Below are 25,241 nucleotides of genomic sequence, written 5' to 3'. Positions count from 1 at the left end.
GGTGCCTTGAGTTGGCGGCCTCAGCCGTCCCGGCGGCGGAGCACCACCGGGGCACGATGCGCGGCGTCCCAGTGCTGCGCGCACCCCGGCGAGCAGAACCAGACGCTGCCGTCGGAGCCGCGCCGGTATGCCGCCGCCGACTCCGGCCGCACGGTCATCCCGCAGGTGGGGTCGGTGGCGTTGGCGGGCAGGTAGCGGTCCGGGTCGGAGCGGAACCCCTCGGCGCACCCAGGGCAGCAGAAGCTCACCGTGATCCCCCGGTGCTCCACCTGCGCGGCGGCGCCGGGGTCGACGGTCATGCCGCACACCGGGTCGAGAACGGTCAGGTCGACGGTGGAGCCCTGCAGCCCGGCGGGGTCGGCGGCCCCGAGGTCATCGGGGCGGTCGGAGGAGTCGGAGTCGGGGGCGGCGGCGAGATAGCGGTCCGGGTTGGCAACGAAGCGCGCTTCGCAGTGTTGCGAGCAGAAGTAGACCCGCTGGCCGTCGTGGACAGTCGACGCCGGAGCGTGGGCGGTCTCGACTTGCATCCCGCACACCGGGTCCTTGGCGTAGCCGGCGCCGCCGCCGAGGCGATCCCGGTTGCGATAGAGAACGTAAAGGCCGGCGAACACCGCCAGGGCGATGATGTCTAAGACGGTGGTGTAGTTCCAGTGCAGGGTGTCGCCGACGACCTGTCCGGGCTTGACGGTAGGGATCCAGCCGAAGGCCTTGAACAGGTACTCGGTCACCAAGCCGGCGGCGGACATCACCGCCCAGAAGACGCCGAGCATGCGCAGCGCCATCCGTCCGCCGTATTGCTTGCGGTAGATCAGCACCAGCGGCAGCGAGATCAAGTCGGCGAACACGAACGCCACCACCCCACCGAAGGTGATGCCCCCCTTCCACAGCGCCGCTGCCAGCGGCACGTTCCCCACCGAGCACACGAAGCTGATCAGCGCGACGAAAGGCCCGACGACGGCGTTTTCGACGCTGGTCCAAAACCCGTGGCCGTGGAGGAACACGTCGGACCACACGTGCCCGGGGACCAGCACGGTGAGCAGCCCTGCGACCACGAAGCCGATGGCCAGCTCTTTGCGGAGCATGGTCAGGTCGCTCATGGTGTAGCCGGCGGCGTCGGCCCATCCCGCCGGGGTGCGGATCCGCCGCTTCCAGCCCTCCCGCCCGAGAGCCTCGTCGGCGTGGTGATGGGCGGCGTTGCGGTCCGCGTCTTCGACGTGCTGGCGGGCTTGGTCGATGGCCCGTCCCCGCAGCCACAATCCGCCGGCGGCGACCAGCAACACGATCATGATGGCCCCGCCGATGAACTCGGCGGCCACGAACTGCCAGCCGATGAGCACGGCCAAGACGATGCCGAGTTCGATCACCAGGTTGGTCGACGCGAACATGAAGACCATCGACGCCAGAAAGTCGGCGCCGCGCGCGAACAGCGACCGGGCCATCGCCGAAGCCGCATAGGAGCAGCTCGACGACACCATCCCATACACCGAGGCCCGGCCGATGCTGCCCGGTCGGTGGTCACCGAGGCGGCGGCTCATCGCCTCCCGGGACACGAACGCCTGGACGGCGCCGGACAACCCGAAGCCGAGGACCAGAGCCCACAGGGTGTCCCAGAACATGTAGAACCCCTCGCGCAGGCTCCGGCCGATGTCGGCCCAGAACCCGGCGAAGGTCACCGCCAGCAGATCAGCGTGCACGGCGCCATCTCCACGCGGCACGGGCCAGACCGGCCAGCTCGAGTCCCGTCCAGCGCAGCCGCCCGAAAGGACCAGTCGAGCACGATGGCGCCCCGTCTCGAACCGCATCGCAGGCGCGTGGTGCAGGATCGGTCATGACCGCACCAGCCGCTCGATGGCGGCACGAGCCTCGATGATCTTCTCGTCTCCCTCCGGGCCGCCTGCGGCCACCGCGTCGTGCACGCAGTGAGACAGGTGCTCGCCGAGCAGCTCCAGGGCCACCGCCTGCAGAGCCCGGGTCGCCGCCGACACCTGGGTGAGCACGTCGATGCAGTACGTGTCGGACTCCACCATCCGGGTGAGCCCTCGCACCTGGCCCTCGACCCGGCGCAGCCTCTTGAGCACGGCATCCTTGTTGTCGCTGTAACCGACCACGGTCAACCTCCCGACCATTCCTCGCCCCAATATACCCTATGGGGGTACCGTCTAACGGGGTCAGGCGACAGTGAGCTCGGCGTACATGCCTGCGGCGTAATGACCGGGAAGGTTGCAGACCAGCTCGTAGGTCCCCGCCGGCAGGGTGAGGGTCACCCAACTCGCGGTGCCCGGGTCGATTCCGTCACCGGCGCCCGCGCCGCAACTCCGCGACGCCTCTCCCGCGGATCCGGCCTCGTCGACCTTGCCGTCCGATGCGATCCTCCGCTCGCCGACCTGCTGGCCGGCGGGCAGCGGAAGCACGACCAGTTCGTGGACGATGCTGCCGGCGTTCACCACCCGGAGGGAGACCTTTCCGGCGGGGACCGTCGAGCGGTCCAAGACGATCCGCATCGTGCCCCCCATCATCCCCGTGCCCGACCCCATCCACCGGCCCATGTCCGTCACCGTCACCCCGACCACTGGGCCGGGAAGGGATTGGGGGACGTTGCAGGCCCCGCCGGGCGCGACATAAGCCGCGGGCCCGGTCCCGGTGGTGAATCCGCCCGTTGCGGCCGCCACCCCGACGGTGGACACCCCGGCCAGGGCCGCCACCAACGCGCCCCCGGCGAGCAGGTGGCGGCCGTTGACCCGGAGGCCGGTCATCGGCTGCGCAGAAGGTCGCGTCGCTGGCCGAACTCCTCGGCGTCGATCTCACCGCGAGCGAAGCGCTGCTCGAGCAGGCGCAGCGCGGCGTCGGGCCCGTCACGCTCCGGGCCCTCGGATGCGGGCGGTCCCGCCGGAGGAGGCGGGGGGGCCGACAGGTAACCACCACCGCGGTGGCGAAAGGCCATGACCACGACGGCGACGACCGCCGCCCAAAACACCACCATCACCGCCACCATGCCGATCCAAGCCCCGGCGTCCCAACCTCCGCTGTGCCAGCCTCCGTACATCATCTTCGACACCTCCTGACCCCCGGTATACCCCCACCCCCTATCGCGAGCATGGGGCCGAAGGTCACTTCACGCTGGGACCGGCAGGGCTGCGTGCGCCTTGGTAGCGCGGCGAGCCTCCGGAACAGCGATGCAGGCGACCGCGGTGGGCTGACGAGACGCTCAGTGGGGCGGGCGAGCAGCGGGCGCGCCGTCGCCGGCCGTCTCGTCGTCTGGGAGGGGGCGCGTCGTCCGCGCCGGCCCGCGGCGTTGGGCGACCTTGCCGAGCGCGAGCCGGGCAGCCCGCAGCTCCTCGAGAATGTCGCGCTCGTAATCCGCCAGCGGGACCGCTCCCCCGTCGCCCACCATCAGTGGACCTCGAGCGCCACCCGGGGCCGTGCAACGGGCACCGGGTCGCGCAGGGCGGAGCGGAAGGCCCGCCGGGCTCTGGCCAGACGGAAGCGGAACGCCGATGGCCGCAGACCGGTGACCTGCGCCGCGTCGGTCGGTGTCAGATGGTCGTAATCGACGAGTCGCAGCGCCTCACGGTGACGCTCAGACAAGCCGAGCAGGGCGTGCTCGATCTCGACGCTGCACTGGGCGGCGTCGATCTGCTCCTCGATGCGGGCTATCGCGTCATCCGACAGGACCCGTGGGGCCGGGTCGGTCCTCCCGGCGCGACGCGGACTCGACTGCCGCCCGGGCATGGACCCGAGCTGGCGGTGCGCCAAGGCGAGCAGCCACGGGCCGACGTCACCCTTCGTCGGGTCGTAGCGCGACGCGGTCTTCAGCGCAGCCAGGAACGTGGCCGCCAGCAGGTCCGCCACGTCCGCCGGTTGGTAGCACCGGCGGGCGCCGTAGGCCAAGACCATCCGCCGGTGACGCCTGAACAGCTCGTCGAGCGCGCCCTCGTCGCTCCCCAACCGGGCCACCAGAGCCGCGTCGGGCACGCCGCCGGCATCCTTCGCCCACCCCGTTGCCGGCACCTCCATCTCGCGCTTTGATGCCTCGCTTCGATGCCTGGGCTTGGTCTCCATCGACTGGTACACGCCCAACCGGGCCGCCGGGTTCCCGCCGGGCTTCCGCTCCGCCCGGTGCGTCGGGTCAGGCCTCCAGGCGACAGAGGCGGTCCCGGGCGATCGCGATGAGCGCCGCGCACCCCGCTCCCAGCTCGGTGGCCCGGTCCCGCCCGCTGCGGGCCTCCACGACCTCGATCATGTCGGAACGGCTCCGCCCTTTCACCCAGTCGACGAAGGGGAATCCGAACCGAGCCTCGTAAGCGTCGTTGAGGACGGCTAGGCGGGCGATCGCCGCCGGGTCCTCGCCCGTCCCGCCCTGCTCGGCGAGGGAGATGGCGCTGCGGCGCGCCAGCTCCGCCGGCGGGGCGCCGATGCGCGGGTGGGCTCGGAGGAGGGCGGCCCGGGTCTGGTCGTCCATCGCCGCGATGGTGGCCGCGGCCCGCTCGATGTGCTCGTCCCATGACCCGACCTCGACGCCTACCAGCCGCTCCGCCAGGGGGCCGGCGTCCTCCCAGAGCGGCCGCATCGCGGCGGCCAGCCCCTCCGCGTCGAGCGTCCCGAGCGTCGAAGGGTCGGCCAGCTCCGCCACCGGCTACACCCCCAAGTACGTGACCGCGGACGCCCCGGAGGCCAGCAGCGGGACGTGGTAATGGCGATCCTCGATCAGGCGGACCAGCACCGACACCTCCGCCAGGAAGGCGCCCTCGGTCGACCAGGTGAGGCGGTAGGTGCCCGGCGTCAACGTCGCGCCGAGACCACCGAGGCGGCCGTCGGGACCGGTACGCCCCTGCCCCGCGACGGCGCCCGTCGAATCTCGAAGGGTCACCTCGACGCCGGCGCGGGCGCCGCCCCCGGCGGCGTCGAGGACGTGGGTGGACAGCGTCGGCACAACGCGAGTCTGACACGACGCCCAACCCCCGCTGTCGGGTCGCACAGGACCGGCGGCGGGTGGGCGGGCCCGAAACCCTCTGTTCACGGGCCGCCAACGTGGCAGAAACCCTTGGCCCGTACCGTGCGCCGTTCCCATGTGCGCGCCGGCCCTTCCCCCCTTCCGCTCCCGCCGCGAAACCCCGGCCGGCCCCGCGGTACGGTGCCCGGCATGACCCCGAGCGGTCCGGCCCCGGCGGATCTGGTGGTGCGAGACTCGCTGCTGGTCGCGACCGTGGACGACCACCGTCGGGAGATCCCGGGCGGGTGGGTGGCGGTCACCGGCGGGCTGATCAGCGGGCTCGGCGGCCCGGGGGACCCTCCGCCGGCGGCGGTGGCCACGCTCGACGCGTCGGGGTGCTTGGTCACGCCGGGGCTGATCAACACCCACCATCACATCTACCAGAACCTGACCCGGGCCTACGCCCCGGCGGTCAACGGCACCTTGTTCGAGTGGTTGTCCACCTTGTACCCCAGGTGGGCCTTCCTTGACGAGGAGGCCGCCTACCTGTCGGCGTGGGTCGGCCTGGCCGAGCTGGCGCTCGGCGGGTGCACGACGTCGACCGACCACCTCTACGTCCACCCCCGACACGGCGGCGACTTGATCAGCGCGGAGATCGCTGCGGCGGACGAGCTCGGCGTGCGGTTCCACCCGACGCGGGGGTCGATGAGCCTGTCGCAGAAAGACGGCGGACTCCCGCCCGACTCGGTGGTCCAAGACGACGACGAGATCCTGGCTGACAGCGAGCGTCTCGTCGGCCGCCATCACGACCCCGGATGGGGGGCGATGGTGCGGGTGGCTCTGGCTCCGTGCTCTCCGTTCTCGGTGACCCCCGAGTTGATGAGGCGCACCGCGGAGCTGGCTGAGCGGCTCGACGTCAGGCTCCACACCCACCTGGCGGAGGATCCCGACGAGGACCGCTTCGCGTCCGAGACGTTCGGCAAGCGGACCGTCGAGCACTTCGAGGACGTGGGCTGGATGACCGACCGGTCGTGGGTGGCTCACTGCATCTACCCCGACCGTGCCGAGATCGCCCGGTTGGGCGCCGCCGGCGTCGGCGTCGCCCACTGCCCGTCGTCCAACATGATGATCGGGGGTGGGGGGCTGGCCCCGGTCAAGGCGCTGCGCGCCGCGGGCAGCCCGGTCGGGCTCGGCTGCGACGGGTCGTCCTCCACCGACCACGCCAGCCTTTGGCTGGAGGCTCGCATGGCGCTGCTCACCGGCCGGGCGCGCGGCGGCCCGGCGGCGATGTCGGCGCGCGACGCCCTCGAGATCGCCACGATCGGGTCCGCGGCCTGCCTCGGCCGGGAGGGGGAGCTCGGCACGCTGCGCGTCGGCGCCGTCGGCGACTTGGTGTGCTGGCCGCTGGAGGGCGTGGCGTTCGCCGGCGCGCTCAGCGACCCGGTCGAGGCGTGGTTGCGCTGCGGGCCCGTATCCGCCCGCCACAGCGTGATCTCGGGACGGGCCGTGGTACGCGACGGGGTCCTCGCCGCGCCAGGCGTGGACGATGTGCTCAGGCGTCACCGGGCCGCGGCGGCGCGCATCCAGGGACTGGACGGGTGAAGGTTCTCCTGGCGCGACGGGTAGCGGCGTGGACGGCCTGAACGTCGCGATCGTGGGCGGCGGCATCGGCGGGCTGTGCGCGGCCCTGGCGTTGCGCCGCGCCGGCCACCACCCCACCGTCTTCGAGCGAGCCGAAGCATTCCGCCCTGTCGGCGCGGGCATCTCGGTGTGGGCCAACGGTGTCAAGGTGCTGGACTTGCTGGGCTTGGGGCCGGCCGTGGCCGCGGCCGGCGGGAGGATGGACCGCATGGTCTACGCGTCGGGCGCGGACGGCGCCACGCTGACGTCCATCTCCTTGCTGGCGCTCTACGCCCGGGTCGGCGAGAGGGCGTGGCCGCTGGCTCGCACCGCGTTGCAGGAGATGCTCCTCGGCTCGCTGGGCCGGGAGCTGGTCCAGACCGGTATGTGCTGCACGGGGGTGAGCGACCACGGCCCGGGTGTCGCCGTGCACTTCGAGGACGGCGGCCGGGCGGAGGCCGACCTGGTCGTCGCCGCGGACGGCACGCACTCCGCCCTGCGGTCCTACGTGCTCGGCGAGACGGTGGACCGCCGATACGTCGGGTACGTCAACTGGAACGGGATCGTCGAGACCGACGGCGACATCGTGGAGGCCGACACCTGGAGGACGTGGGTGGGAGAGGGCATGCGGGCGTCGGTGATGCCGGTGGGCGGCGGGCGCCTGTACTTCTTCTTCGACGTGCCGCTGCCAGCTTCCGCGCTCGAGGACCTGCCTCCGGCCGCGGCCATCCTGCCCGAACGCTTCGGGGGCTGGGCGGCACCCGTGCGATCCCTGCTGCGGGCCGCTCTGGACGGTCCGATCAACGCCGCTCCCATCCACGACCTGCCGCGGCTGCCCACTTGGAACCGGGGCCGGGTGGTTCTGCTCGGCGACGCCGCGCACACGATGGCCCCGGACCTGGGCCAGGGCGGCTGCCAAGCCATGGAGGACGCGGTGGTCCTCGCCCACTACCTGACCACCACCAACCAGTCGCTCGACGACGCGCTGCGCCGCTACGGCGACGAGCGCCGCCCCCACACCGCCGACATCGTCCGGCGGGCCCGGAAGCGCTCGGACACCACCCACGGCGTCGATCCGGCCGTCACCGCTGCGTGGTACCGGGCGCTCGACGGCGACGACGGGACCGCCATCCTCGACGGGTTGGCCCAGTCGGTGGAGACCGGACCGTGCCGGTGAGGAGCGCGGCGAGCGAACGCAGGCCAAGCGAAGCGCCGGTGAGCGAGCCGTGAAGCCGGCGCCCTTCGCCTGGCATCCGGCCGGGTCCGTAGAGGAGGCGGTCTCGGTCCTCTCCGCCGACGAGGACGCGAAGCTGCTCGCCGGCGGGCAGAGCCTCCTCCCGTTGCTGTCGTTGCGCCTGGCCCGTCCGACCACGCTGGTCGACTTGGAGGACGCCGGCCTCGGGGTGCTGGAGATCGCCGACGGTGACCGGGCCCAGCCGGCGGCCAGCGGCGACTCGAGGGTGCTGGTCGCCGGCGCGATGGTGCGCCAGCGCCGCCTGGAGCTAGATCCTCTGGTCGCGGCCACCGTGCCGCTGCTGGCCGACGCCGCCCGCCATGTCGGGTTCCCCGCGACCCGCAACCGGGGCACGCTGGGCGGGTCCCTCGCCCACGCCGACCCGGTCGCCGAGCTTCCTGCGGTGGCGGTGGCGCTCGACGCCACCGTCGTGGCCACCGGGCCGCGGGGGGAGCGCCGCCTGGCGGCGAGCGCCCTGGCCGACGGGTTCTTCGCCACCACCCTCGAACCGGCGGAGGTCCTGACCGCGGTGCGCTTCCCTGCGGCGGGCCCCGGGCACGGCGCGGCGTGGTGCGAGTGGTCCCCACGCCTCCACGACTTCCCAGACGCCGGCGTCGGCGTGGCCGTCGAGCTCGACGGGACCGGCGCCTTGCGGTGGGTCGGGGCCGCGGCGTGCGGGATCGGCGGCGGTCCCCTGCCCCTCGGCGACGAGCTGGCCGCCACCGCGGCCGGGGCCACCGAGGCCACCCCCGGCCTGTTGCGGGCCGCGGCAGGAGCGGTGACCGCCGCGGCCCGCGGCGCCGGTGACGGGCGCGACGAGCTGTGCGGGCTGCTCGCCGCCCGGGCGCTGGCTCAGGCGTTCCGGCGGGCCCAGGACCGTCAGGTCGCTTCGTGAGCCGGCCGGTCCGCCTCACCGTCAACGGCGCGCCGGCGTCGTTCGACGTCGAGGATCGCACCACGCTCCTCGACGCTTTGCGCGACGAGCTGGGCCTGACCGGGACCCACGCCGGGTGCGAGCAGGGGGCCTGCGGCGCGTGCAGCGTCCTGCTCGACGGTGAGATCGTGCGCAGCTGCCTGCTGCTGGCTGTCCAAGCCGGCGGGCGTACGGTCACGACTATCGAGGCGGTCGGGTCGCCGGGCCGGCTGCACCCGGTGCAGGAGGCCCTTCGCCGCCACCACGGCCTGCAGTGCGGCTACTGCACACCGGGCGTGGTGCTCACCGCCATCGATCTCCTCGAGCGGGTCGCTGACCCCGACGAGGAGGAGGTGCGCGAGGCCCTGGCCGGCAACTTGTGCCGCTGCACCGGTTACGCCGGCCTGGTCGACGCCGTGCTGGCCGCCGCCCGGGACGCAGGCCCGGGCCGGTGACCGTCGTCACCCCTCCCGCACGGCACCCGCCGGAAGGCGGCGACACGCCCTCAGAGCGCCGCGTCCCGCGGCCGCAGGCACCGTCGCCACCGCGTCCCTCGGTCGGGAGCCGGATGCCCCGCACCGAGGACGCCCGCCTGCTCACCGGGCTCGGCCGGTACCTGGCCGACCACGACGTGGCCGGGCTCCACCACGTCGCGTTCGCCCGCTCCACGCTGGCCCACGCGGACATCGCCGGTATCGACGTCGCCGCGGCCGCGACCCTCGACGGGGTCGTCGCGGTGGTGACCGCAGCCGATCTGCGCGCCGCGGGAGCCCGGCCGCTCAGCCACCGGCTCGCTCCTCCCTACCAGCCGCTCAGCTGGGAGCTGCTCGCGGTTGACCGGGTCCGCCACGTCGGCGAGCCGGTCGTCGCGGTGGTCGCGGCCAGCCGGGCGGTGGCCGAGGACGCGGTGGAGCTGCTCGACATCGACTACCGCGAGCTGCCCCCCGTCGTCGGTCCCGCCGCCGCCATGGCGCCGGGCGCCCCGCTGCTCTACCCGGAGTGGGGCACCAACGAGTTCGTGCACCTCGAGGGGTCGACCGCGGGAGTAGAGGAGGCGCTGGCCGCCGCCCCCCACCGCCTGCAGGAGAGCTTCGAAAGCCACCGGGTGATCGGCTTGCCGCTCGAGGCCCACGGGGCCCAAGGCAGCTGGGACCCCGCCCGCGGGCAGCTGACGCTGATCTCCTCAGCCCAGCAGCCCCACCAGCTGCGCAGCGTGGTGGCCGAGGCGTGCGGGCTTCGCGAGGCCGCGGTGCGGGTCATCAGCCCGGACATGGGCGGCGGTTTCGGCAACAAGCAGCACTTCACCCGGGAGGAGTGCCTGGTGGGGATGCTGGCGATCATGACCGGTCGCCCGCTGCGCTGGAGCGCGGACCGAACCGAGGCCCTGACCGCGTCGGTGCACAGCCGGCCTCAGGTCCATCACGTCGACGCCGGGTTCGACGACCGCGGCCGGGTCGTGGCCCTCCGGGTCGCGGTGACTTCGGATCTCGGCCATCCGGTCCTGTACTTCTCGGGTATCGGCCCGTCGCTGGTCACCGTCGGCGCCCTCTCCGGCGGGTACGCGTTCCCGGAGGTCGGCTGGAGCCTGTCGGCGGTAGCGACGACCACCTGCCCCGTCGGCGCCTATCGGGGGTTCGGCCAGCCCCAAGCCCACCTGAGCACCGAACGGGTGCTGGACCGCATCGCCCAACGCTTGGGAGTCGATCCCCTCGACGTCCGCCGGGCCAACCTGCTGCCCGCCGAGCCCCGGCCGTGGCGGACCTACAGCGGCGGACTGGTCGACTGCGGTGACCTCCACGCGATGGTGGACACGCTGGTGGCCGAGTTCGGCTACCACGAGTGGCGGCACCGCCAGGCCGAGGCCCGCTCGGCCGGCCGCCACCTGGGTGTCGGGCTCTCGACGCTGGTGCAGGGCACCGCCCCCAACCAGCACGACACCGCGGCTCGCTTCGGGAGCTTGGAGACCGCCATGGTCACCGTCCTCCCCGACGCCACGGTGACCGTCGCAGTCGGCACGAAGTCCCAGGGCCAGGGCCACGAGACGGTGTTCGCTCAGATCGCCGCAGACGCGTTGGGCGTCGGGCCCGAGGCGGTCACCGTCGCCGACGGCGACACCGGCCGCCTCCCCTACGGTCAGGGGACCTGGGGCAGCCGCAGCACGGTGATGGGCGGCGGGGCGGTCGTCACCGCGTGCCGGCGGCTGCGGGCCCGCATGGCGGCCATCGCCGCCCACCTGGGCCTGACGCTGCCAGAAGAAGGTCCCGTCGACGCCGACGTGCTGGCCGCGGTAGCCGCGACCGCGTGGTGGGTCCAGCACCGTCTGCCGCCCGGCGTCGAGCCGGGCCTGTCCACCACGGTCACCTACACGCCGGGACGGACCAACCCGTCCGCGGACGGCCTCCAGAACCACGACGAGACCTACTCCTCCCACATGACCGCCGTCGCCGTCGAGGTCGACCCCGCGACCGGGTCGGTGACGGTCCTCGACGCGCTGTGCGTGTCCGACTGCGGGGTGGTGGTCAACCCGACGCTGGTGGAGGGGCAGCACCAGGGGGCGTTCGCCCAAGGGCTCGGCAACGTGTTGTGGGAGGAGGTCCGCTACTCCCCCGACGGCCAACCGCTGTGCGCCACCCTGCTCGACTACACCATCCCTTCCTCGCTCGACGTCCCCCGCCTGCGAGTGGTCCATCAGCCCACGCCGTCCGCGACCGCCGGCGGCTTTCGGGGGGTCGGTGAGGCCGGGCTGATCGCGCTGCCCGCCGCGATGGTCGGCGCGGTGGAGGACGCCCTGTCCCCTCTCGGCGTCCGGCTGAACAGCACCCGGCTGCACCCGCCGGCGATCCGGGCTGCGGTCAGGGCCACCGGGTGGCGTCCCGACCCCGCGGCGTGGGCCGCGGCCGGCCTCGAGGACCGGCGGCGCTAGCCGACGACTCGCGCCGCTTCGACTGCGGCGGCGGGCCGTCGCTCCAAGAAGGCGGCGACGGCGGCCGCCCCGACCAGCACGATCACCGCGGATATCCGGTAGGTCACGCGGTACCCGGCGGTCGCGGCCAGCGCCGGCGCCACGCCGCGGTGGATCGACGCGCTGGAGTGACGGAGCGCGATGGTCGCCAGCACGGCCAAGCCGACCGCGCCGCCGACTTGCTGCAGCGCGTTTTGGACGCCGGAGGCCAAGCTGGCGTCCTCACCGGTGACGCCGTGGACCGAGGCGTTACCGAACCCGACGAAGCACAGGCCCGAGCCGACACCGATGACCACCAAGCCGGGCAGCAGGCTGCGCAGGTAGCTGCCGTGGACGGTGACACCCCCGAGCGCCAACATCCCGGCGCCGACCAGCACGAAGCCGCTGCAGAGCAGGCCTCGGGTGCCGACCCGGGCCAGGAGGGAGGTGCCCAAGCCGATCCCGGCGCCGATGGCCACGCCGATCGGGAGGTAGGCGATACCGGTGCGCAACGCCGAGTAGCCCCGCACCTGCTGCAGGTAGAGGGTCAGGAGAAAGAACAAGGTGAAGAAGACCGACGTGAAAAACAGCGTCGCCAGGTTGGCAGTGACCCGGGTCCGGTTGGAGAAGAACCCCTTGGGAACCAGCGGATCGCCGGCGGTGCGCTCGCGAAGGACGAACCCGCCGAGCAGCGCGCCGCCGCCGACCAGCGGGGCGATGACCGACACCGAACCCCACGCCTGGGTGGAGGCACGGATCAGACCGAATATCACCCCGCCCAGGCCGGCGGTCCCGAGAAGGGCGCCTTGCCAGTCGGGTGCGGGGCGGCCCGCGAGCCCGGCACGCTCCGCCCGGCTCTCAGCCACCATCCGCCCGACGGCGGTCACGGCGAACACCGCGACGGGGACGTTGATGAAAAACACCCAGCGCCAGGACAGTCCGGTCACCAGCAGACCGGAGAGGATCGGGCCTAGGGTCCCGCCCAGGCCGGCGACACCGCTGAAGATCCCGATGGCTTTGGTCCGCTCCTTGGGGTCCGGGAACAGCAGCGCCACCAGGCCGAACGCGGCCGGCGCGGCGAGGGCCTCGCCGGCGCCCTGGGCGAAGCGGCTGGCGACCAGCATCGCCGGGTCAGCCGCGGCTCCGCTGAGCGCCGACGCCAGCGCGAAGAGGCCCACACCGGCGAAGAACATCCGCCGCCGGCCGACCAGGTCGGCCAGCCGGCCGCCGAGGAGCAGCAGACCGCCGGCGGTGAGCACGTAGCCGTCGACCACCCACGCCAGACCGGAGCGGGAGAACCCCAGGTCGACCTGGATGCGCGGGAGGGCGACGTTGACCACGGTGATGTCGAGGACCAGCATGAACTGCACCAGGGCCAAGACTCCGAGCGCCCGCCACCGCGCCGGGTCCGGAGGCAATCGGTCGGGTTCGCTCACCGTGTTGTCGCTCGGCTCGGGAGACGCATCGAGGTAGGTCATGGAGGTATCGTCCGCCCCGAACCGGACATCCTTTGACCGGTTCCGGCCGTGGGCCCACCTTGCCGGCCGCGCATCCCGCCGCTTGACGAGCGCGCCAGGCGCGCCTCGCCCGTTTTTCTCAGTCCAAGGCGGACAGGACCAGGCTCCAAGACGCCAGCCCGTGCTCGCAGCACCCGTCCCACTCGACCAGACACTCGTCGGGGCATCGGCACACGTCGTCGGCCCGCCACTCCTCGAGCGTCCCCTCGTCGGGGGGAGCCCAGCCGCTGTGACGCTCGAACCACTCGTGGGTGGCGGCCACCGCCGCCTCAGGGGTCGCCGGCGCCTCGGGGGTCACCGGCGCAACGGTAGTGCGGATGGGCGCTGGGGAGCCTCGACTGGCCAGACTGTCACGATGCGCACGGCGACCACCCTCACCGAGATCCTCGACCTCGAGGCCCTCGACCGCGATCTGTACCGCGGCTTCAACCAACCGTCGCGAGGCCAGGCCAGGCTCTACGGGGGCCAGGTCGCCGCCCAGTGCCTGATGGCCGCCAGCCTCACCGTGCCGGAGGGAAGGCGCCCCCACTCGCTGCACGGCTACTTCCTGCGGGCAGGCAAGCCGGACTGGCCGGTCATCTTGCGCGTCGACCGGGACCGAGACGGCCGCAGCTTCTCGGCCCGCCACGTCGAGGCGGTGCAGCACGGCGAGGTGATCTTCACGATGTCGGCGTCGTTCCACGTGAAAGAGGACGGGGTGCAGTTCAGCCGCCAGCCCGCCCAGGTGCCCCCCGACCCGGAGATGCTGCCGTCCTCGGACCGGGACTGGGTGGTCCACGGGCTGTTCGATCAGCGGTGGCTGGGCGACGCCGAGGACATGGCCGGGCAGATGTGGGTGAAGGTCCGTCAACCAGTTGGCCCCGACCCGATCCTCCAGGCGTGCGCGCTGGCGTACCTGTCCGATTTCGGCGCCGCGTTCCCCGAGCCCCGCTACGCCCGTGAGGGGTGGGGCGGGCCTTCCCTCGACCACGCCATCTGGTTCCACCAGCCGATCGACGCCGACGACTGGGTGTTCCTCGACCTGCTGTCTTGGACCGCGATGGGCGGCCGGTCGCTGTACTCGGGCGCGCTGCGCAACCGTGATGGCCAGATCGGTGCGGTGCTGGCCCAGGAGCACCTGCTGCGCCCCGGGGCCCGCCCGGCATGAGCGCCCAGCCCGCGACCGGGCCGACCCCGGTGGAGTTCGCCGGCGCCGGAGGCGTGCGCATCGCCGGCGACCGCAGCGGTGACCTGTCGGGGCCGCCCGTCGTGTTGCTCCACGGCGGCGGACAGACCCGCCAATCGTGGCGGCGCACCGCTGAAGGCCTCGCCGACGCCGGATGGTGTGCCTACACCGTCGACCTGCGCGGCCACGGCGACAGCGGCTGGCCCGACGACGGCGACTACCGGGCCGAAGCCTTCGCCGGTGACGTGGCCGCCGTCGCGTCGTCGCTGCCGTCGCCGCCGGTCCTGATCGGCGCGTCCCTCGGAGGGGTGACCTCCCTCCTTGCGGTCGGCGAGCTCGGGGCGGCGGCCCGGGGCCTGGTGCTCGTGGACGTCGCGCCGCGAATCGAGCAGGCCGGGACCGATCGGATCACCTCCTTCATGCTGGCCCGGGCCGAAGAGGGTTTCGCCTCGCTGGAGGAGGCGGCTGATGCCATCGCCGCCTACAACCCGCACCGCCCCCGCCCCGCGGATCTGTCCGGCCTGGGGAAGAACTTGCGCCGCCGGCCCGACGGCCGGTGGCGGTGGCACTGGGATCCCCGCTTCATGCGGGGCCCGTCGGGGGGCACCGACGAGACCCGCATGTCGCTGGTCGACCCCGAACGCCTGGAGAGCGCGGCGCGAGCCGTCCGGGCTCCGATCCTGCTGGTCCGGGGCCGTCAGAGCGACCTTTTGAGCGAGGAAGGCGCCCGCCTGTTCCTGGCGGTGGTACCCGACGCGTCCTACGCGGATGTGGCCGGTGCCGGCCACATGATCGCCGGTGACCGCAACGACGCGTTCAACGACGCCATCCTGCCGTGGTTGGAGGCGCTGGCGGAGCGCTGAGCGAGCCGGGCGGCTCGGGGGGCCGTCAGCGGTGACCGGCGATCTCGTGGGGCCGGTAGGGCGCCTCCAGCGTGGCGATCTCCTCGTCGCTCAGAGTCACGTCGACCGCGGCTATGGCGTCGTCAAGGTGCCCCATCTTGGTCGCGCCGATGATCGGGGCGGTTATGCCCGGCTTGGCGAGCATCCAGGCCAGGGCCACCTGGGCGGCGGGGATGCCCCGGCCCTCGGCGACCGCGGCGACAGCCTCGACGATCGTGCGGTCCTGCTCCTGGTAGAGGGACCGGCCGAACTCGTCGGTCTCGCTGCGGGCGCTGGTCGCGTCCCAGGGTCGGGTCAGTCGGCCCCGGGCGAGCGGGCTCCACGGGATGACCGCGACGCCCTGGTCCCGGCACAGGGGGAGCATCTCGCGCTCCTCCTCCCGGTACAGGAGGTTGTAGTGGTCCTGCATGCTCACGAACCGGGCCCAGCCGTGCGCGTCGCTGGCGTGGAGGGCCTTCGCGAACTGCCAGGCCCACATCGACGACGCCCCGATGTAGCGGGCCTTCCCGGCCCGGACGACGTCGTTTAGGGCTTCGAGGGTCTCCTCGATCGGGGTGTGGGGATCCCAGCGGTGGATCTGGTACAGGTCCACGTACTCCACGCCGAGGCGCCGGAGGCTGTTGTCGATCTCGGACAGGATCGCCTTGCGGGAGAGGCCGCCCCCGTTGGGGCCTTGGCGCATCGCGCCGTGCACCTTGGTAGCCAGCACCACCTCGTCGCGGTTGGCGTATTCCGCCAGGGCCCGGCCGGTGATCTCCTCGCTCGAGCCCGCCGAGTACACGTTGGCGGTGTCGAAGAAGTTGATACCGGCCTCGATGGCCCGGCGGAAGAACGGGCGGCTGGCGTCCTCGTCGAGGCTCCACTCGTGGTTGCCGCGCTTGGGGTCGCCGTAGCTCATGCAGCCGAGGCAGATGCGGGAAACCTGCATGCCGGTGCTTCCGAGGTTCACGTAGTCCATGGACGTTCCCTACCCACGCCGAGCGCGGCGCGCATCTCGCCCATGGCCTGCGCCAGGGTGATCGCGTCGGGGGCCACGGCCAGGCCCATGCTCCCGGGGCCGTCCAGGGCCATCACCGACCACCCGGGGCCTTGCGCGTCGGGGGCCGGGGCGCGGCCCGCGACGACGAGGAGGCCGCCGGCCCGGGCCGCGCCGAGCACCGCCTCGCTGTCCCAGCCCGTCCCGGGATCCCCGACGCGCAGCCCGTGGCGCAGCAGCGCACGGCCGGCGACCTCCACCGACAGCGAGGCGTGCAGCACGCCGGGCGACTCGTTGTGGCGGCCGAGGACGAGCTGCTCCTCCCACACCAACCAACCGCCGGCGGCGACGGCCACGGCGGCGTGCTGGGCGTGACGGCACCCGCCGGTGGCGATCACCGGTTCGGGGGCCCAGTCCAGCCCGCCGCCGGCCTCGACCCGGGCACGGACCCGCTGCAGTGTCCCCCGGCCCCGCCACGCGACGGTCGCCGCGGCGGAGCGCACCGCGAGGCAGGCGCCCGCCCCGACGTCGATCTCCAAGCTCACGTCGTCGTCGGCGACCGGGGACGCCGCGGCGCCGACGATGTACATCGCGCCCGGCGTCGGCCTCCAGCTGACCGGCGCGGCGGACTCCATCTCGACGATGCGATGCGGGGCGCCGGCCGGGTCGCGCTCAACGCTCAGGCGGGCGCAGGCGCGCACGCCCCCTCCCGGCGGAGCCAGTCGACGACGGGACCGGCGAGGGGGTCCTCCGCCAGGCTGGTGAAGGCCACCGGCCTGGAGCCCCGCGCAGCCCGGGCGTCGCGTGCCATCACCTCGAGGTCGGCTCCGACCAGGGCGGCCAGGTCCGTCTTGTTGATCACGAGCAGGTCGGAGCTGGTGATCCCCGGGCCGCCCTTGCGGGGCACCTTGTCGCCGCCGGCCACGTCGATGACGAAGATCTGGCGGTCCACCAGCCCGTAGCTGAAGGTGGCGGTGAGGTTGTCGCCGCCGGACTCGACGAGGATCAGATCGAGGTCGGGGTGGCGCGCTTCGAGCCCCTCGAGCGCGTCGAGGTTGGCGCTGATGTCGTCGCGGATCGCGGTGTGGGGGCAGCACCCGGTCTGCACGGCCACGATGCGGTCATCGGAGAGGACCGCGGCGCGCCGGAGGATCGCGGCGTCTTCGGCGGTGTAGATGTCGTTGGTCACCGCCGCGAGCGAGACGGACGGGGCGAGCGCTCGGCACAGGGCGGCCAAAAGCGCGGTCTTGCCGCTGCCGACGGGGCCGCCCACCCCGACGCGCACCGGCCGCCCGGCGATGGGCATCTCGGCGGGGCGGTCCCCTCTACCGCCGAAGGCGGCGGGATCGGGATGGTGGTGATCGTGGTCGCTCCCGTCGCCGGGACGACGGGCCGCGTCGGTCGAGTCAGGATGCAAACAGACGCACCTCCCAGGTGGCGTGGCGCTCGGCGCCGAGGTCGAGAAGGGGGGCGGACAGGGTCGGCAGGTCGGCCAGGGAGCGGGCTGGGTCAGCGTGAGCCAGAGCGGCGGCGGCGACCTCCTCGACGGCCGGCGCCAGACCGGCCAGCACCGCCGCGACGGCGAAGGGGTCGGTGCCGAGGAGCCGGGTGGTGGCCCACGCCGGGCCGCTCAGCGCGGCGGTGGCCGCGGTGAGGGCCACGTCGTGGGGGTCGCAGCCTGCGGCCCGGCCGGCCCCGCCGAGGGCGATCGGCCACGGCGGCCCTCCCGGCAGGTCGCGGGCGAGCTGCTCGAGCAGCGGCGCCGGCCAGCACGCCCGAGCCGCCCGCAGCAACCCCCGCCCCTGCGCCCGCCCGGCTCGCCGCAGCGCCGGGGAGGGCGTTCGAGCCGACCACTCGGCGTCGACGGCAGCCCAGTCGGCCGGGTGCTCGCTGCGGGCATGGGCGGCGACCGCGAACGCCGCGTCGAGCACACCGACGGCGTGCAGCCGCCCCCGGAGCCACCGCTCGAGGTCCCCGGCGCCGCCGACCGCGCCGCGGGCCACCGCCTCCTCCATGCCACCCGAGTGGGCGTGACCGCCGGTGGGCAGACGCGAGTCGGCCAGCATCAGCAGCGCTGCGGAGGTGCTCACGGCCGGCACCGGGTCAAAACAGGAAGTACCGCTGGGCCATGGGCAGCTCCGCCGCCGGGTCTTCCACGACCGCCTCGCCGTCGACGCGGACCTCGAAGCTGTCGGGGTCGACGCGGATGTCGGGCCGGGCGGTGTTGTTGGGCAGGTCGTCCTTGGTCAGCCTTCGGGTGTCCGCGACCGGGACCAGGCGCCGGCCGAGCCCGAGGCGCTCCCCGAGGCCGTCGTCGACCGCGGCTGGGGCCACGAACGCCAGCGATGTCGCCGCCGCGGCGCGAGGCCCGTGGGCGAACATCGGCCGGCTCCACACCGGCTGCGGGGTGGGGATCGAGGCGTTGGCGTCGCCCATCTGACCGGCGGCGATCATCCCGCCTTTAATGACCAGCGCCGGGCGGACCCCGAAGAAGGCCGGGTCGTAGAGGACCAGGTCGGCGAGCTTGCCCGGCTCGATGGAGCCGACCTCCCCGTCGAGGCCGTGGGCGACCGCCGGGCAGATGGTGTACTTGGCGACATAGCGCATGGCCCGCTGGTTGTCGGCCGCCCCGTCACCGGGCAGCGCCCCCCACCGCCGCTTCCCGACATGGGCGCTCTGCCAGGTCCGCAGCACCACCTCCCCGATCCGGCCCATCGCCTGGCTGTCGGATCCGATCATCGAGATCGCGCCCAGGTCGTGGAGGAGGTCCTCGGCCGCGATGGTGGAGGGCCGAATGCGACTCTCGGCGAACGAAAGGTCCTCGGGCACCGACGGGTTGAGGTGGTGGCAGACCATCAGCATGTCGAGGTGCTCCTCGATCGTGTTGACGGTGTGGGGCCGCGTCGGGTTGGTCGACGAGGGCAGCACGTTGGGCTCCGCGGCCACCCGGATGATGTCTGGTGCGTGGCCGCCGCCCGCCCCCTCGGTGTGGTATGCGTGGATCGTCCGCCCGGCGATGGCCGCCAGCGTCGACTCGACGAAGCCGGCCTCGTTGAGGGTGTCGGTGTGGATGGCGGCCTGCACCCCCGCCTGGTCGCAGACCCTCAAGCAGGCGTCGATGGCCGCGGGCGTGGTCCCCCAGTCCTCGTGGAGCTTGAAGCCGCCGGCGCCGGCGCGCAGCTGCTCCCACATGCCCTCCTCCGACACCGTGTTGCCCTTGCCGAGCAGGACGACGTTCACCGGCCAGGGATCGAGCGACTCGAGCATCCGGGCCAGGTACCAGGACCCGGGGGTGACGGTGGTGGCCCGGGTGCCCTCCGCCGGCCCGGTCCCGCCGCCGACGAGCGTGGTGATCCCCGACGCCAGCCCCTCCTCGATCACCTGAGGGCAGATCAGGTGGACGTGGCAGTCGACCGCTCCGGCGGTGAGGATCTTCCCGTTGCCGGCGATGATCTCCGTTGACGGTCCGATGACCAGCCCCGGCGTGACGCCGTCCATCACGTCGGGGTTGCCGGCCTTGCCGACCGCGACGATCCGACCGTCTCGGACCCCGACGTCGCCTTTGACCACCCCCCAGTGGTCGAGCACCACCACCCCGGTGATGATCAGGTCGGGGGCCCCTTCGGCCCGGGTCGCGCGCCCCTGCCCCATCGACTCGCGGATGACCTTGCCGCCGCCGAAGACCGCCTCGTCGCCGGCCCGCCCCGGGCCGCCGCAGCGGTCCTCGGTGACCTCGATGACCAGGTCGGTGTCGGCCAGGCGCACCCGGTCGCCGGCGGTCGGCCCGTACAAAGAGGCGTAGCGGGCCCGGTCCATGTCAGTCACCGCCGACACCCACGCCGCCCTGCCCCGCCTCGGGCTCGTGGCGCGAGCCGTCGAGCGGGCCGGCGACCTCGCCTCGGAAACCGGCGACGTAGCGGCATCCCGCGAAGGGCACCAGCGTCACCTCCCGGCCGATCCCAGGCTCGAAGCGGACGCTGGTGCCCGCCGGCACCGCCAGGCGCTGACCCCGGGCTGTCGCCCGGTCGAACGCCAGGGCCGCGTTGGCCTCGGCGAAGTGGAAGTGCGATCCGACCTGCACCGGCCGGTCGCCGGTGTTGTGGACCACCAGCGCGGTCAGCGGGCGACCTTCGTTGAGGGTGATCGTCCCCTCGGCTGGGAGCACCTCGCCGGGCTTCATGGGATCGGCTGGTGCACGGTGACCAGCTTGGTGCCGTCGGGGAACGTCGCCTCGACCTGCACCTCGTCGAGCATCTCGGCGACGCCGTCCATCACGTCCTGCCTGCGCAGGACGCCGCGGGCGGCGGCCATCAGCGCGCCGACGCTGCGCCCGTCCCTCGCACCCTCCAGCACGAAGCTGGAGATGACCGCGACCGCCTCGGGATGGTTGAGCCGCACTCCCCTGGCCCGGCGGTCCCTGGCCACCATCGCCGCCACGGACAGAAGCAACTTGTCTCGCTCGTGGGGGCTCAGCTGCACGACCCGAGTCTGCTCAACGTGATCACCGCAGAAATGTCGTCTCTATGACGTCCTCGTGAACGGTGACGCGGATCTGACAGCGGGCGGCGGCGCTCACCGGCACGCCGACGCCGAAGGTCAGCTGCCGACGGCGCGCTCCGACGGGGGACGAGACGAGCCGGCGCCGCCGGCGTTGGATGCGCTGCGGACCGCGCCGAGGATGGCGGCGGCCTGCGCCCCGAGCTCGGCCACCACATGGTTGTAGCCGGCGGCGCCGTCGAGGATGGTCACGTTGGCGTTGGCCAGCCCCGCCGCCAGGTTCTGGCTGATCTGGGGGAGCATGGCGATGAGCTGCTGGTCGAGGGCGACGCGGCCGTTGGCCGCGGCGGCCTCCGCGGCGAAGGTCGTCGAGTCGGCGTTGGCCCTGGCGATGGTACGGATCCGCTCGGCCTCGGCCTCCGCGGGAGCGCCGACCTCCGCGACGAGCTGCTGCTTGCGCAGCTCGGCGTTCTTGGTGGCCACCTTGGCCTGCTCGGCCAGGACCTCCTGCTGAGCCTGGGCGGCGGCCAGCGGACCGGCCTGGGCGGACTTGGCCTGGGCCTGGTCGACCTCGGCTTTGTAGCGGGCCTGGGCGATGGAGGTCTGTCGGACGTAATCGGCCTGATTGCGTTCGCTCTCCTGGCGGGCCTCGGCGGCGGCCTGGTCCGCTTGGGCCTGGGCGATCTGCGCGGCCTGGTTGACTGCAGCGACGTGCGGTTGGGACAGGGCGTTGATGTAGCCCGACCCCTGGTCGTCGATGCTCTCGATCTGCAGCGAGTCGACGACCAGACCCAGCTTGGCCATCTCCGGCTTGGACGCGTCGAGGATCTCCTCGGCCAGCTTCTGACGTTCGCGGATCAGGTCCTCGACGGTCATCGACCCGACGATGGAGCGCAGATGCCCGGCGAAGATCCTGCCGGTCAGTCGGGGCATCTGGTCCTCGTCGGCCAGGAACCGGCGGGCCGCGTTGACGATCGAGGCGGTGTCGTCACCCACTTTGAACGCGATCACCGCCTTGACCATGAGCGTGATCCCCTGTTGGGTGACGCAGGGCTCTTGGACCTCCGCCTCCTGCATGGACAGCGACAGGAACGACACCTTCGACCTGATCGGGTTGACGAACTTGCCGTGGCCGGTGACGATGCGAAACGGCGTGCCGTCGTCGCCTCGGGCCTTGGCCCCGCTGATGATCATCGCCTCGTCGGGATCGGGGATGCGATAGCCGAACACGGGTTGCTCCCTCCGCTCAAGCGCCCTGACGTCGCCGGCGCAGGATCGATCTTGTCAGAGACCGTCCTGCAGCACGCGGCCTTCGGGGTAGGGCGTCACGTCGACGGCCCGGTCCCCGCGGTCGCGGTACACCAGCACCGTCTCGTTGCGGGCGATCTCCTGGTCGGAATAGGCGATGAAGCTCTCCGTGCCTCCCCGGATCGACACCTGGACCTCTCCGGGCAGCTCCCCGCCTCGGATCCGGACCGTCACCGTGCCCGAGCGGCCGGTCACCTCGTCGTCGTGGGTCGCCATCGGCCCCCATGCTGGCAGGTGCCGGCGGGTTACGACCCGCTCGGCGCCGGCTCGGGCCGCACGATCATCAGCGTCCCGTCGTAGGTGTGGACCATCGCGCTGTCGACCGACCTGACCAGGGCGCTGGAGATGGCCGAGTGGCGGTGACCGCCCACTACGACCACTCCCGCGTGGCGGGCCTCGGCCTCCCGGGTCAGCTCCCGAGCGGTCTCGCCTTGGCGGACCACGAAGTCCCACCGGATCCGACGGCCGGCCACCGCGTCCTCGGTGACCCGCCGGGCCGAGGACTCGACCTGGTCGAGGGCGTCGCAGATCTTGTCACCGGCCCCGGGAGCCATGTAGGCCAGCGCGCCGTTGGCTCGGACGTGCACCGCTACCAGCTCCGATGCGCCGCCCATGCGGGCGTCGGCCGGGCGGCTCTCGATCAACTCGACGGCCCGCTCCAGCGCCAGGACGCTCTCCGGGGACCCATCGACGCCTACCACGACCGGCCCGTTGCGCATGCTGGCTCCTTGTCCGTCCACTCGATTCCGTACCATTGTATAGAGTTCCTATGTTCCTTGCTCAGGCCGGCGCTGGCCGGCTGATCCCGTAGCCCCCGGGCGTGTCGATCCCGAAGCGGGCGATGTCAGCGTCCAGATCCAGGGGCCGGGTCCCGGCCCGGTCGGAGGGGCCGAGACGATCGGCGGGGACCACCCAGGCCAGCTCCATCTCCAGCCCGTCGGGGTCTTTGGCGTAGAGCGACCGAGTCGCCCCGTGGTCGGAGGCGCCGACCAGCACCCCCGCCGCCGACAGGGCCTGCCGGTAGCTGACCAGGTCACCGAGGGTGTCGACCTCCCACGCCAGGTGGTACAGGCCGACCGAGCCGCGCCCGGCGGTGGTGTCGCCCGCCTGATCTCCGACACTGAAGAGGCCCAGATCGTGGTCGTTGGTGGATGCCGGAGCCTGGAGGAACACCGCCCCGGGGAAGCGGTAGGCGCCGACGCGGCGGAACGCGAGCACCTCCTCGAAGAACCGGGCGCTGCGCTCGGCGTCGCGCACGTAGAGGACGGCATGGTTGAGACGGTGGATGGGCACGGCACTCTCCTCGCACGACCGGCGGGACCCGGACGGTCACCACCGTACCCGCTCGTATGAAGCTTCAAGTGATCGCTTCTGGGCGGGTGAAGGCGGCGGTGTTCCGTACACTTCCCCGGTGCAGGCGCCCTCCACGTCCGTCGGCGGTCGTATCGCGAGTCGGGCGCCGGCGGGATCCTGGGTCGGAGCGGCGGCCGCCCTCTTTACTGTCGGCTGGGGCGCCAACCAGTTCAGCTCGCTGCTCCTCGCCTACCGCCAGCACGCCCACATCAGCGCTACTACCGCCAACGCCCTCTTCGGGGTGTACGCCGTGGGCCTGATCCCGGCGCTGCTAATCGGCGGCCGCCTCTCGGACCGTCACGGCCGGCGCATCGTCGTCCCGGTGGTCGGTCTGTCGGCGCTGGCCACCGTCACCTTGATGCTCGGCGGCACCGTCGGGGTCGGCGCACTGTACCCGGGCCGCTTCTTGGCCGGGGTGGTCTCCGGCTTGGCGTTCGCGCCGGGGACCGCCTGGGTCAAGGAGCTGTCGTCGCCGCCTTGGGGGGATGTCGGCGACCCCCACGTCGGCGCCCGCCGGGCCGCCGTGGCCCTGAGCGCCGGGTTCGGGGCCGGCCCGCTGGTGGCCGGAGTCCTGGCCCAGTGGGCGCCGGCGCCGACGGTCGTCCCCTACATCGCGCACCTGGTGGTCGTCGTGGTCGCCGCCCCGTGGGTGTGGCGGGCCCCCGAGACGGTCGGCGCCGGGGGCCTCGCCGCGCCACCGGCTCGCCTTGAGGGTCCCGGACGTGGGGGGCTGTTCGGAGATCGCCGGCCGGCCCCGCTCCGCTCCCGGCGCCCCGACCCGCGCTTTGTTCGCATGGCCGCCCCGATGGCGCCGTGGGTGTTCGCGGCCGCGTCGGTGGCCTTCGCGGTCCTCCCCGCGCAGGTGACCCGCCGCACCGGCCACTACGAGGTCCTGTTCGCGGCGGTGGTGGCCGGGTTGACCTTGCTGGTCGGCGTGGCGGTCCAGCCCTACGCCCGCCGGCTCGACATCCGCTCCGAGGCGCGGGGGATGCAGGCCGGCCTGGGGTCGGTAACCGCGGGGATGGCGATGGGCGCGGCGGCGGCCGCCACCGCCCAGCCGTGGCTGGTGCTGGTGGCGGCGGTGCTGCTCGGCGCCGGGTACGGCACGTGTCTGGTGTCGGGCCTGCTCGAGGTGCAGCGGGTGGCCCGGCCCGACGCCCTGGCCGGCCTCACCGCGGTCTTTTACGCGCTGACCTACATCGGGTTCGCGGCGCCGGTCGTCATCTCCAGCCTGGCCGGCGCCGCGGACACGACCGTGGTGCTGCTGTGCGCCACCGGCTTGTGCGCCCTGACGCTGGTCGCGGTCAGCGCCGGGAGGCGGCGGTTGGGGGCGTGACCGGGGAGGCGGCGGAGAGGAACTCCAGCACCGCCCTTACCGACGCCGCCCGCCACGCGCCCAGGAGCCGCTCGAACCCCTCCCCCGCCTGCTCCTGGGTGCGGAGGGCTTGCAGGCGGGCGTCCAGCGTGGCGCGCTGGGCGTCGATCAGCCGGGTCCGGACGGTCGCGGCCCGGTCGGTGCCGGCCCGGTCGAGCAGGGCCAGCTTGAGCAGCAGCTCGGAGCGCATGTCCCGCACGTGTTCGACCGGCGTCGCCAGCCACCTCTCGAGGGCCCGCCGTCCCGCGGGGGTCACCGCGACGATGGTCCGGTTGGGTCCCCGCTCGCTGCGCTCGGTCGCCTGGGGCGCCACCAGGCCCCGGTCGCTCAGCTTGTTGAGAGCCTGGTAGACGACGGGCCGGGGCAGCGTCCAGATCTGCCCGAGCGGCCCGCCCGGGCCGAGCAGGCGGGCCAGGGCGAAACCGTGGGTGGCGCCCTCAGCGAGCGCGCCGAGCACCGCCCACTCCCCCGCCGACAGCTCTGGCGTTGGGGTCGGGCCGCTCACCTGGC

30 protein-coding genes are annotated in these 25,241 nt (G+C 73.2%); 8 read left to right on the top strand and 22 right to left on the bottom strand.

Annotation, left to right across the window (positions count from 1 at the left end):
- Window positions 1–20: 20 nt before the first annotated feature.
- The 8 genes from K6U06_RS08985 to K6U06_RS08950 all read right to left on the bottom strand — a co-directional run bounded on the left by K6U06_RS08985 (window position 21) and on the right by K6U06_RS08950 (window position 4,930).
- A complete protein-coding gene (locus K6U06_RS08985; RefSeq protein ID WP_262321583.1) occupies window positions 21–1,694 on the bottom strand; it encodes a permease in 1,674 nt (557 codons plus the stop codon).
- A gap of 132 nt (window positions 1,695–1,826) precedes the next feature.
- Window positions 1,827–2,126, bottom strand: coding sequence for a metal-sensitive transcriptional regulator (locus tag K6U06_RS08980; RefSeq protein ID WP_262321582.1), 300 nt, complete (start codon window positions 2,124–2,126; stop codon window positions 1,827–1,829).
- A gap of 42 nt (window positions 2,127–2,168) precedes the next feature.
- Window positions 2,169–2,753, bottom strand: coding sequence for a sulfocyanin-like copper-binding protein (locus K6U06_RS08975; RefSeq protein WP_262321581.1), 585 nt, complete (start codon window positions 2,751–2,753; stop codon window positions 2,169–2,171).
- Complete coding sequence (locus tag K6U06_RS08970) at window positions 2,750–3,046, bottom strand: SHOCT domain-containing protein (protein WP_262321661.1); 297 nt, start codon at window positions 3,044–3,046, stop codon at window positions 2,750–2,752. Before K6U06_RS08970 ends, K6U06_RS08975 begins: the two co-directional genes overlap by 4 nt.
- Before the next feature lie 159 nt (window positions 3,047–3,205).
- Window positions 3,206–3,391 (bottom strand): hypothetical protein, encoded by a 186-nt coding sequence (locus K6U06_RS08965; protein WP_262321580.1) that lies wholly within the window; start codon window positions 3,389–3,391, stop codon window positions 3,206–3,208.
- Complete coding sequence (locus K6U06_RS08960; protein ID WP_262321579.1) at window positions 3,391–3,972, bottom strand: RNA polymerase sigma factor; 582 nt, start codon at window positions 3,970–3,972, stop codon at window positions 3,391–3,393. The genes K6U06_RS08965 and K6U06_RS08960 overlap by 1 nt, the downstream gene beginning before the upstream one ends.
- A gap of 154 nt (window positions 3,973–4,126) precedes the next feature.
- The gene (locus K6U06_RS08955) at window positions 4,127–4,630 is read right to left on the bottom strand and encodes a 2-oxo-4-hydroxy-4-carboxy-5-ureidoimidazoline decarboxylase (RefSeq protein WP_262321578.1); all 504 of its coding nucleotides are present in this window, start codon (window positions 4,628–4,630) and stop codon (window positions 4,127–4,129) included.
- A gap of 3 nt (window positions 4,631–4,633) precedes the next feature.
- Entirely contained in the window at window positions 4,634–4,930 is a 297-nt protein-coding gene (locus tag K6U06_RS08950; protein ID WP_262321577.1) for a hydroxyisourate hydrolase, read from the bottom strand.
- A gap of 210 nt (window positions 4,931–5,140) precedes the next feature.
- Between K6U06_RS08950 and K6U06_RS08945 the strand changes: the two genes are divergently transcribed.
- The 5 genes from K6U06_RS08945 to K6U06_RS08925 all read left to right on the top strand — a co-directional run bounded on the left by K6U06_RS08945 (window position 5,141) and on the right by K6U06_RS08925 (window position 11,620).
- Window positions 5,141–6,532, top strand: coding sequence for an 8-oxoguanine deaminase (locus tag K6U06_RS08945; RefSeq protein WP_262321576.1), 1,392 nt, complete (start codon window positions 5,141–5,143; stop codon window positions 6,530–6,532).
- Between the two features lie 28 nt (window positions 6,533–6,560).
- A complete protein-coding gene (locus K6U06_RS08940) occupies window positions 6,561–7,727 on the top strand; it encodes an FAD-dependent monooxygenase (protein WP_262321575.1) in 1,167 nt (388 codons plus the stop codon).
- Between the two features lie 49 nt (window positions 7,728–7,776).
- Entirely contained in the window at window positions 7,777–8,679 is a 903-nt protein-coding gene (locus tag K6U06_RS08935; RefSeq protein WP_262321574.1) for an FAD binding domain-containing protein, read from the top strand.
- Window positions 8,676–9,152 (top strand): (2Fe-2S)-binding protein, encoded by a 477-nt coding sequence (locus K6U06_RS08930; RefSeq protein WP_262321573.1) that lies wholly within the window; start codon window positions 8,676–8,678, stop codon window positions 9,150–9,152. Before K6U06_RS08935 ends, K6U06_RS08930 begins: the two co-directional genes overlap by 4 nt.
- Before the next feature lie 113 nt (window positions 9,153–9,265).
- Window positions 9,266–11,620 (top strand): xanthine dehydrogenase family protein molybdopterin-binding subunit, encoded by a 2,355-nt coding sequence (locus tag K6U06_RS08925; protein ID WP_262321572.1) that lies wholly within the window; start codon window positions 9,266–9,268, stop codon window positions 11,618–11,620.
- Here the strand turns inward: K6U06_RS08925 and K6U06_RS08920 are convergent.
- Window positions 11,617–13,116, bottom strand: a complete 1,500-nt coding sequence (locus K6U06_RS08920) for an MFS transporter (RefSeq protein ID WP_262321571.1) — start codon at window positions 13,114–13,116, stop codon at window positions 11,617–11,619. The genes K6U06_RS08925 and K6U06_RS08920 overlap by 4 nt on opposite strands.
- Before the next feature lie 118 nt (window positions 13,117–13,234).
- On the bottom strand, window positions 13,235–13,453 hold the full coding sequence (locus K6U06_RS08915) for a hypothetical protein (RefSeq protein ID WP_262321570.1): 219 nt from the start codon (window positions 13,451–13,453) through the stop codon (window positions 13,235–13,237).
- A gap of 57 nt (window positions 13,454–13,510) precedes the next feature.
- On the opposite strand from K6U06_RS08915, the gene K6U06_RS08910 reads away from it, so the two are divergent.
- Together K6U06_RS08910 and K6U06_RS08905 are read left to right on the top strand one after the other, a co-directional pair.
- The gene (locus tag K6U06_RS08910) at window positions 13,511–14,302 is read left to right on the top strand and encodes an acyl-CoA thioesterase (RefSeq protein ID WP_262321569.1); all 792 of its coding nucleotides are present in this window, start codon (window positions 13,511–13,513) and stop codon (window positions 14,300–14,302) included.
- Window positions 14,299–15,183, top strand: coding sequence for an alpha/beta fold hydrolase (locus tag K6U06_RS08905; RefSeq protein WP_262321568.1), 885 nt, complete (start codon window positions 14,299–14,301; stop codon window positions 15,181–15,183). The genes K6U06_RS08910 and K6U06_RS08905 overlap by 4 nt, the downstream gene beginning before the upstream one ends.
- Window positions 15,184–15,208: 25 nt before the next feature.
- Here K6U06_RS08905 and K6U06_RS08900 read toward each other — a convergent pair whose 3' ends face one another.
- The 11 genes from K6U06_RS08900 to K6U06_RS08850 form a co-directional block, all read right to left on the bottom strand.
- Entirely contained in the window at window positions 15,209–16,180 is a 972-nt protein-coding gene (locus K6U06_RS08900; protein WP_262321567.1) for an aldo/keto reductase, read from the bottom strand.
- Window positions 16,168–16,833 carry an urease accessory protein UreD gene (locus K6U06_RS08895; protein WP_262321566.1) on the bottom strand — a complete coding sequence of 222 codons (666 nt, stop codon included), beginning with the start codon at window positions 16,831–16,833 and terminating at the stop codon, window positions 16,168–16,170. Before K6U06_RS08895 ends, K6U06_RS08900 begins: the two co-directional genes overlap by 13 nt.
- 44 nt (window positions 16,834–16,877) lie before the next feature.
- Window positions 16,878–17,504 carry an urease accessory protein UreG gene (gene ureG / locus K6U06_RS08890; RefSeq protein ID WP_262321660.1) on the bottom strand — a complete coding sequence of 209 codons (627 nt, stop codon included), beginning with the start codon at window positions 17,502–17,504 and terminating at the stop codon, window positions 16,878–16,880.
- A 100-nt stretch (window positions 17,505–17,604) separates the two neighbouring features.
- Complete coding sequence (locus K6U06_RS08885; protein WP_262321565.1) at window positions 17,605–18,288, bottom strand: urease accessory protein UreF; 684 nt, start codon at window positions 18,286–18,288, stop codon at window positions 17,605–17,607.
- Between the two features lie 13 nt (window positions 18,289–18,301).
- On the bottom strand, window positions 18,302–20,014 hold the full coding sequence (locus tag K6U06_RS08880; protein WP_316044705.1) for an urease subunit alpha: 1,713 nt from the start codon (window positions 20,012–20,014) through the stop codon (window positions 18,302–18,304).
- A gap of 1 nt (window position 20,015) precedes the next feature.
- The gene (locus K6U06_RS08875) at window positions 20,016–20,378 is read right to left on the bottom strand and encodes an urease subunit beta (protein ID WP_262321563.1); all 363 of its coding nucleotides are present in this window, start codon (window positions 20,376–20,378) and stop codon (window positions 20,016–20,018) included.
- Window positions 20,375–20,677, bottom strand: coding sequence for an urease subunit gamma (locus tag K6U06_RS08870; protein ID WP_262321562.1), 303 nt, complete (start codon window positions 20,675–20,677; stop codon window positions 20,375–20,377). The genes K6U06_RS08875 and K6U06_RS08870 overlap by 4 nt, the downstream gene beginning before the upstream one ends.
- A gap of 117 nt (window positions 20,678–20,794) precedes the next feature.
- Entirely contained in the window at window positions 20,795–21,925 is a 1,131-nt protein-coding gene (locus K6U06_RS08865) for an SPFH domain-containing protein (RefSeq protein WP_262321561.1), read from the bottom strand.
- Between the two features lie 54 nt (window positions 21,926–21,979).
- Entirely contained in the window at window positions 21,980–22,219 is a 240-nt protein-coding gene (locus K6U06_RS08860) for a hypothetical protein (protein ID WP_262321560.1), read from the bottom strand.
- 29 nt (window positions 22,220–22,248) lie between these two features.
- Window positions 22,249–22,722 (bottom strand): universal stress protein, encoded by a 474-nt coding sequence (locus K6U06_RS08855; RefSeq protein ID WP_262321559.1) that lies wholly within the window; start codon window positions 22,720–22,722, stop codon window positions 22,249–22,251.
- 61 nt (window positions 22,723–22,783) lie between these two features.
- On the bottom strand, window positions 22,784–23,296 hold the full coding sequence (locus tag K6U06_RS08850) for a VOC family protein (protein WP_262321558.1): 513 nt from the start codon (window positions 23,294–23,296) through the stop codon (window positions 22,784–22,786).
- Window positions 23,297–23,414: 118 nt separating this feature from the next.
- Here K6U06_RS08850 and K6U06_RS08845 point away from each other — a divergent pair, with 118 nt between their 5' ends.
- On the top strand, window positions 23,415–24,692 hold the full coding sequence (locus K6U06_RS08845) for an MFS transporter (RefSeq protein WP_262321557.1): 1,278 nt from the start codon (window positions 23,415–23,417) through the stop codon (window positions 24,690–24,692).
- On the opposite strand, the gene K6U06_RS08840 is transcribed toward K6U06_RS08845, so the two are convergent.
- Entirely contained in the window at window positions 24,661–25,236 is a 576-nt protein-coding gene (locus tag K6U06_RS08840) for a PadR family transcriptional regulator (protein WP_262321556.1), read from the bottom strand. The genes K6U06_RS08845 and K6U06_RS08840 overlap by 32 nt on opposite strands.
- Between the last annotated feature and the right edge of the window lie 5 nt (window positions 25,237–25,241).

The organism is Acidiferrimicrobium sp. IK (assembly GCF_025499425.1).
In the GTDB taxonomy this organism is placed as follows: domain Bacteria; phylum Actinomycetota; class Acidimicrobiia; order Acidimicrobiales; family Palsa-688; genus Acidiferrimicrobium.
The sequence above is the reverse complement of the archived record's forward strand: the minus strand, read 5'-3'. Positions and strand labels throughout refer to the sequence as shown.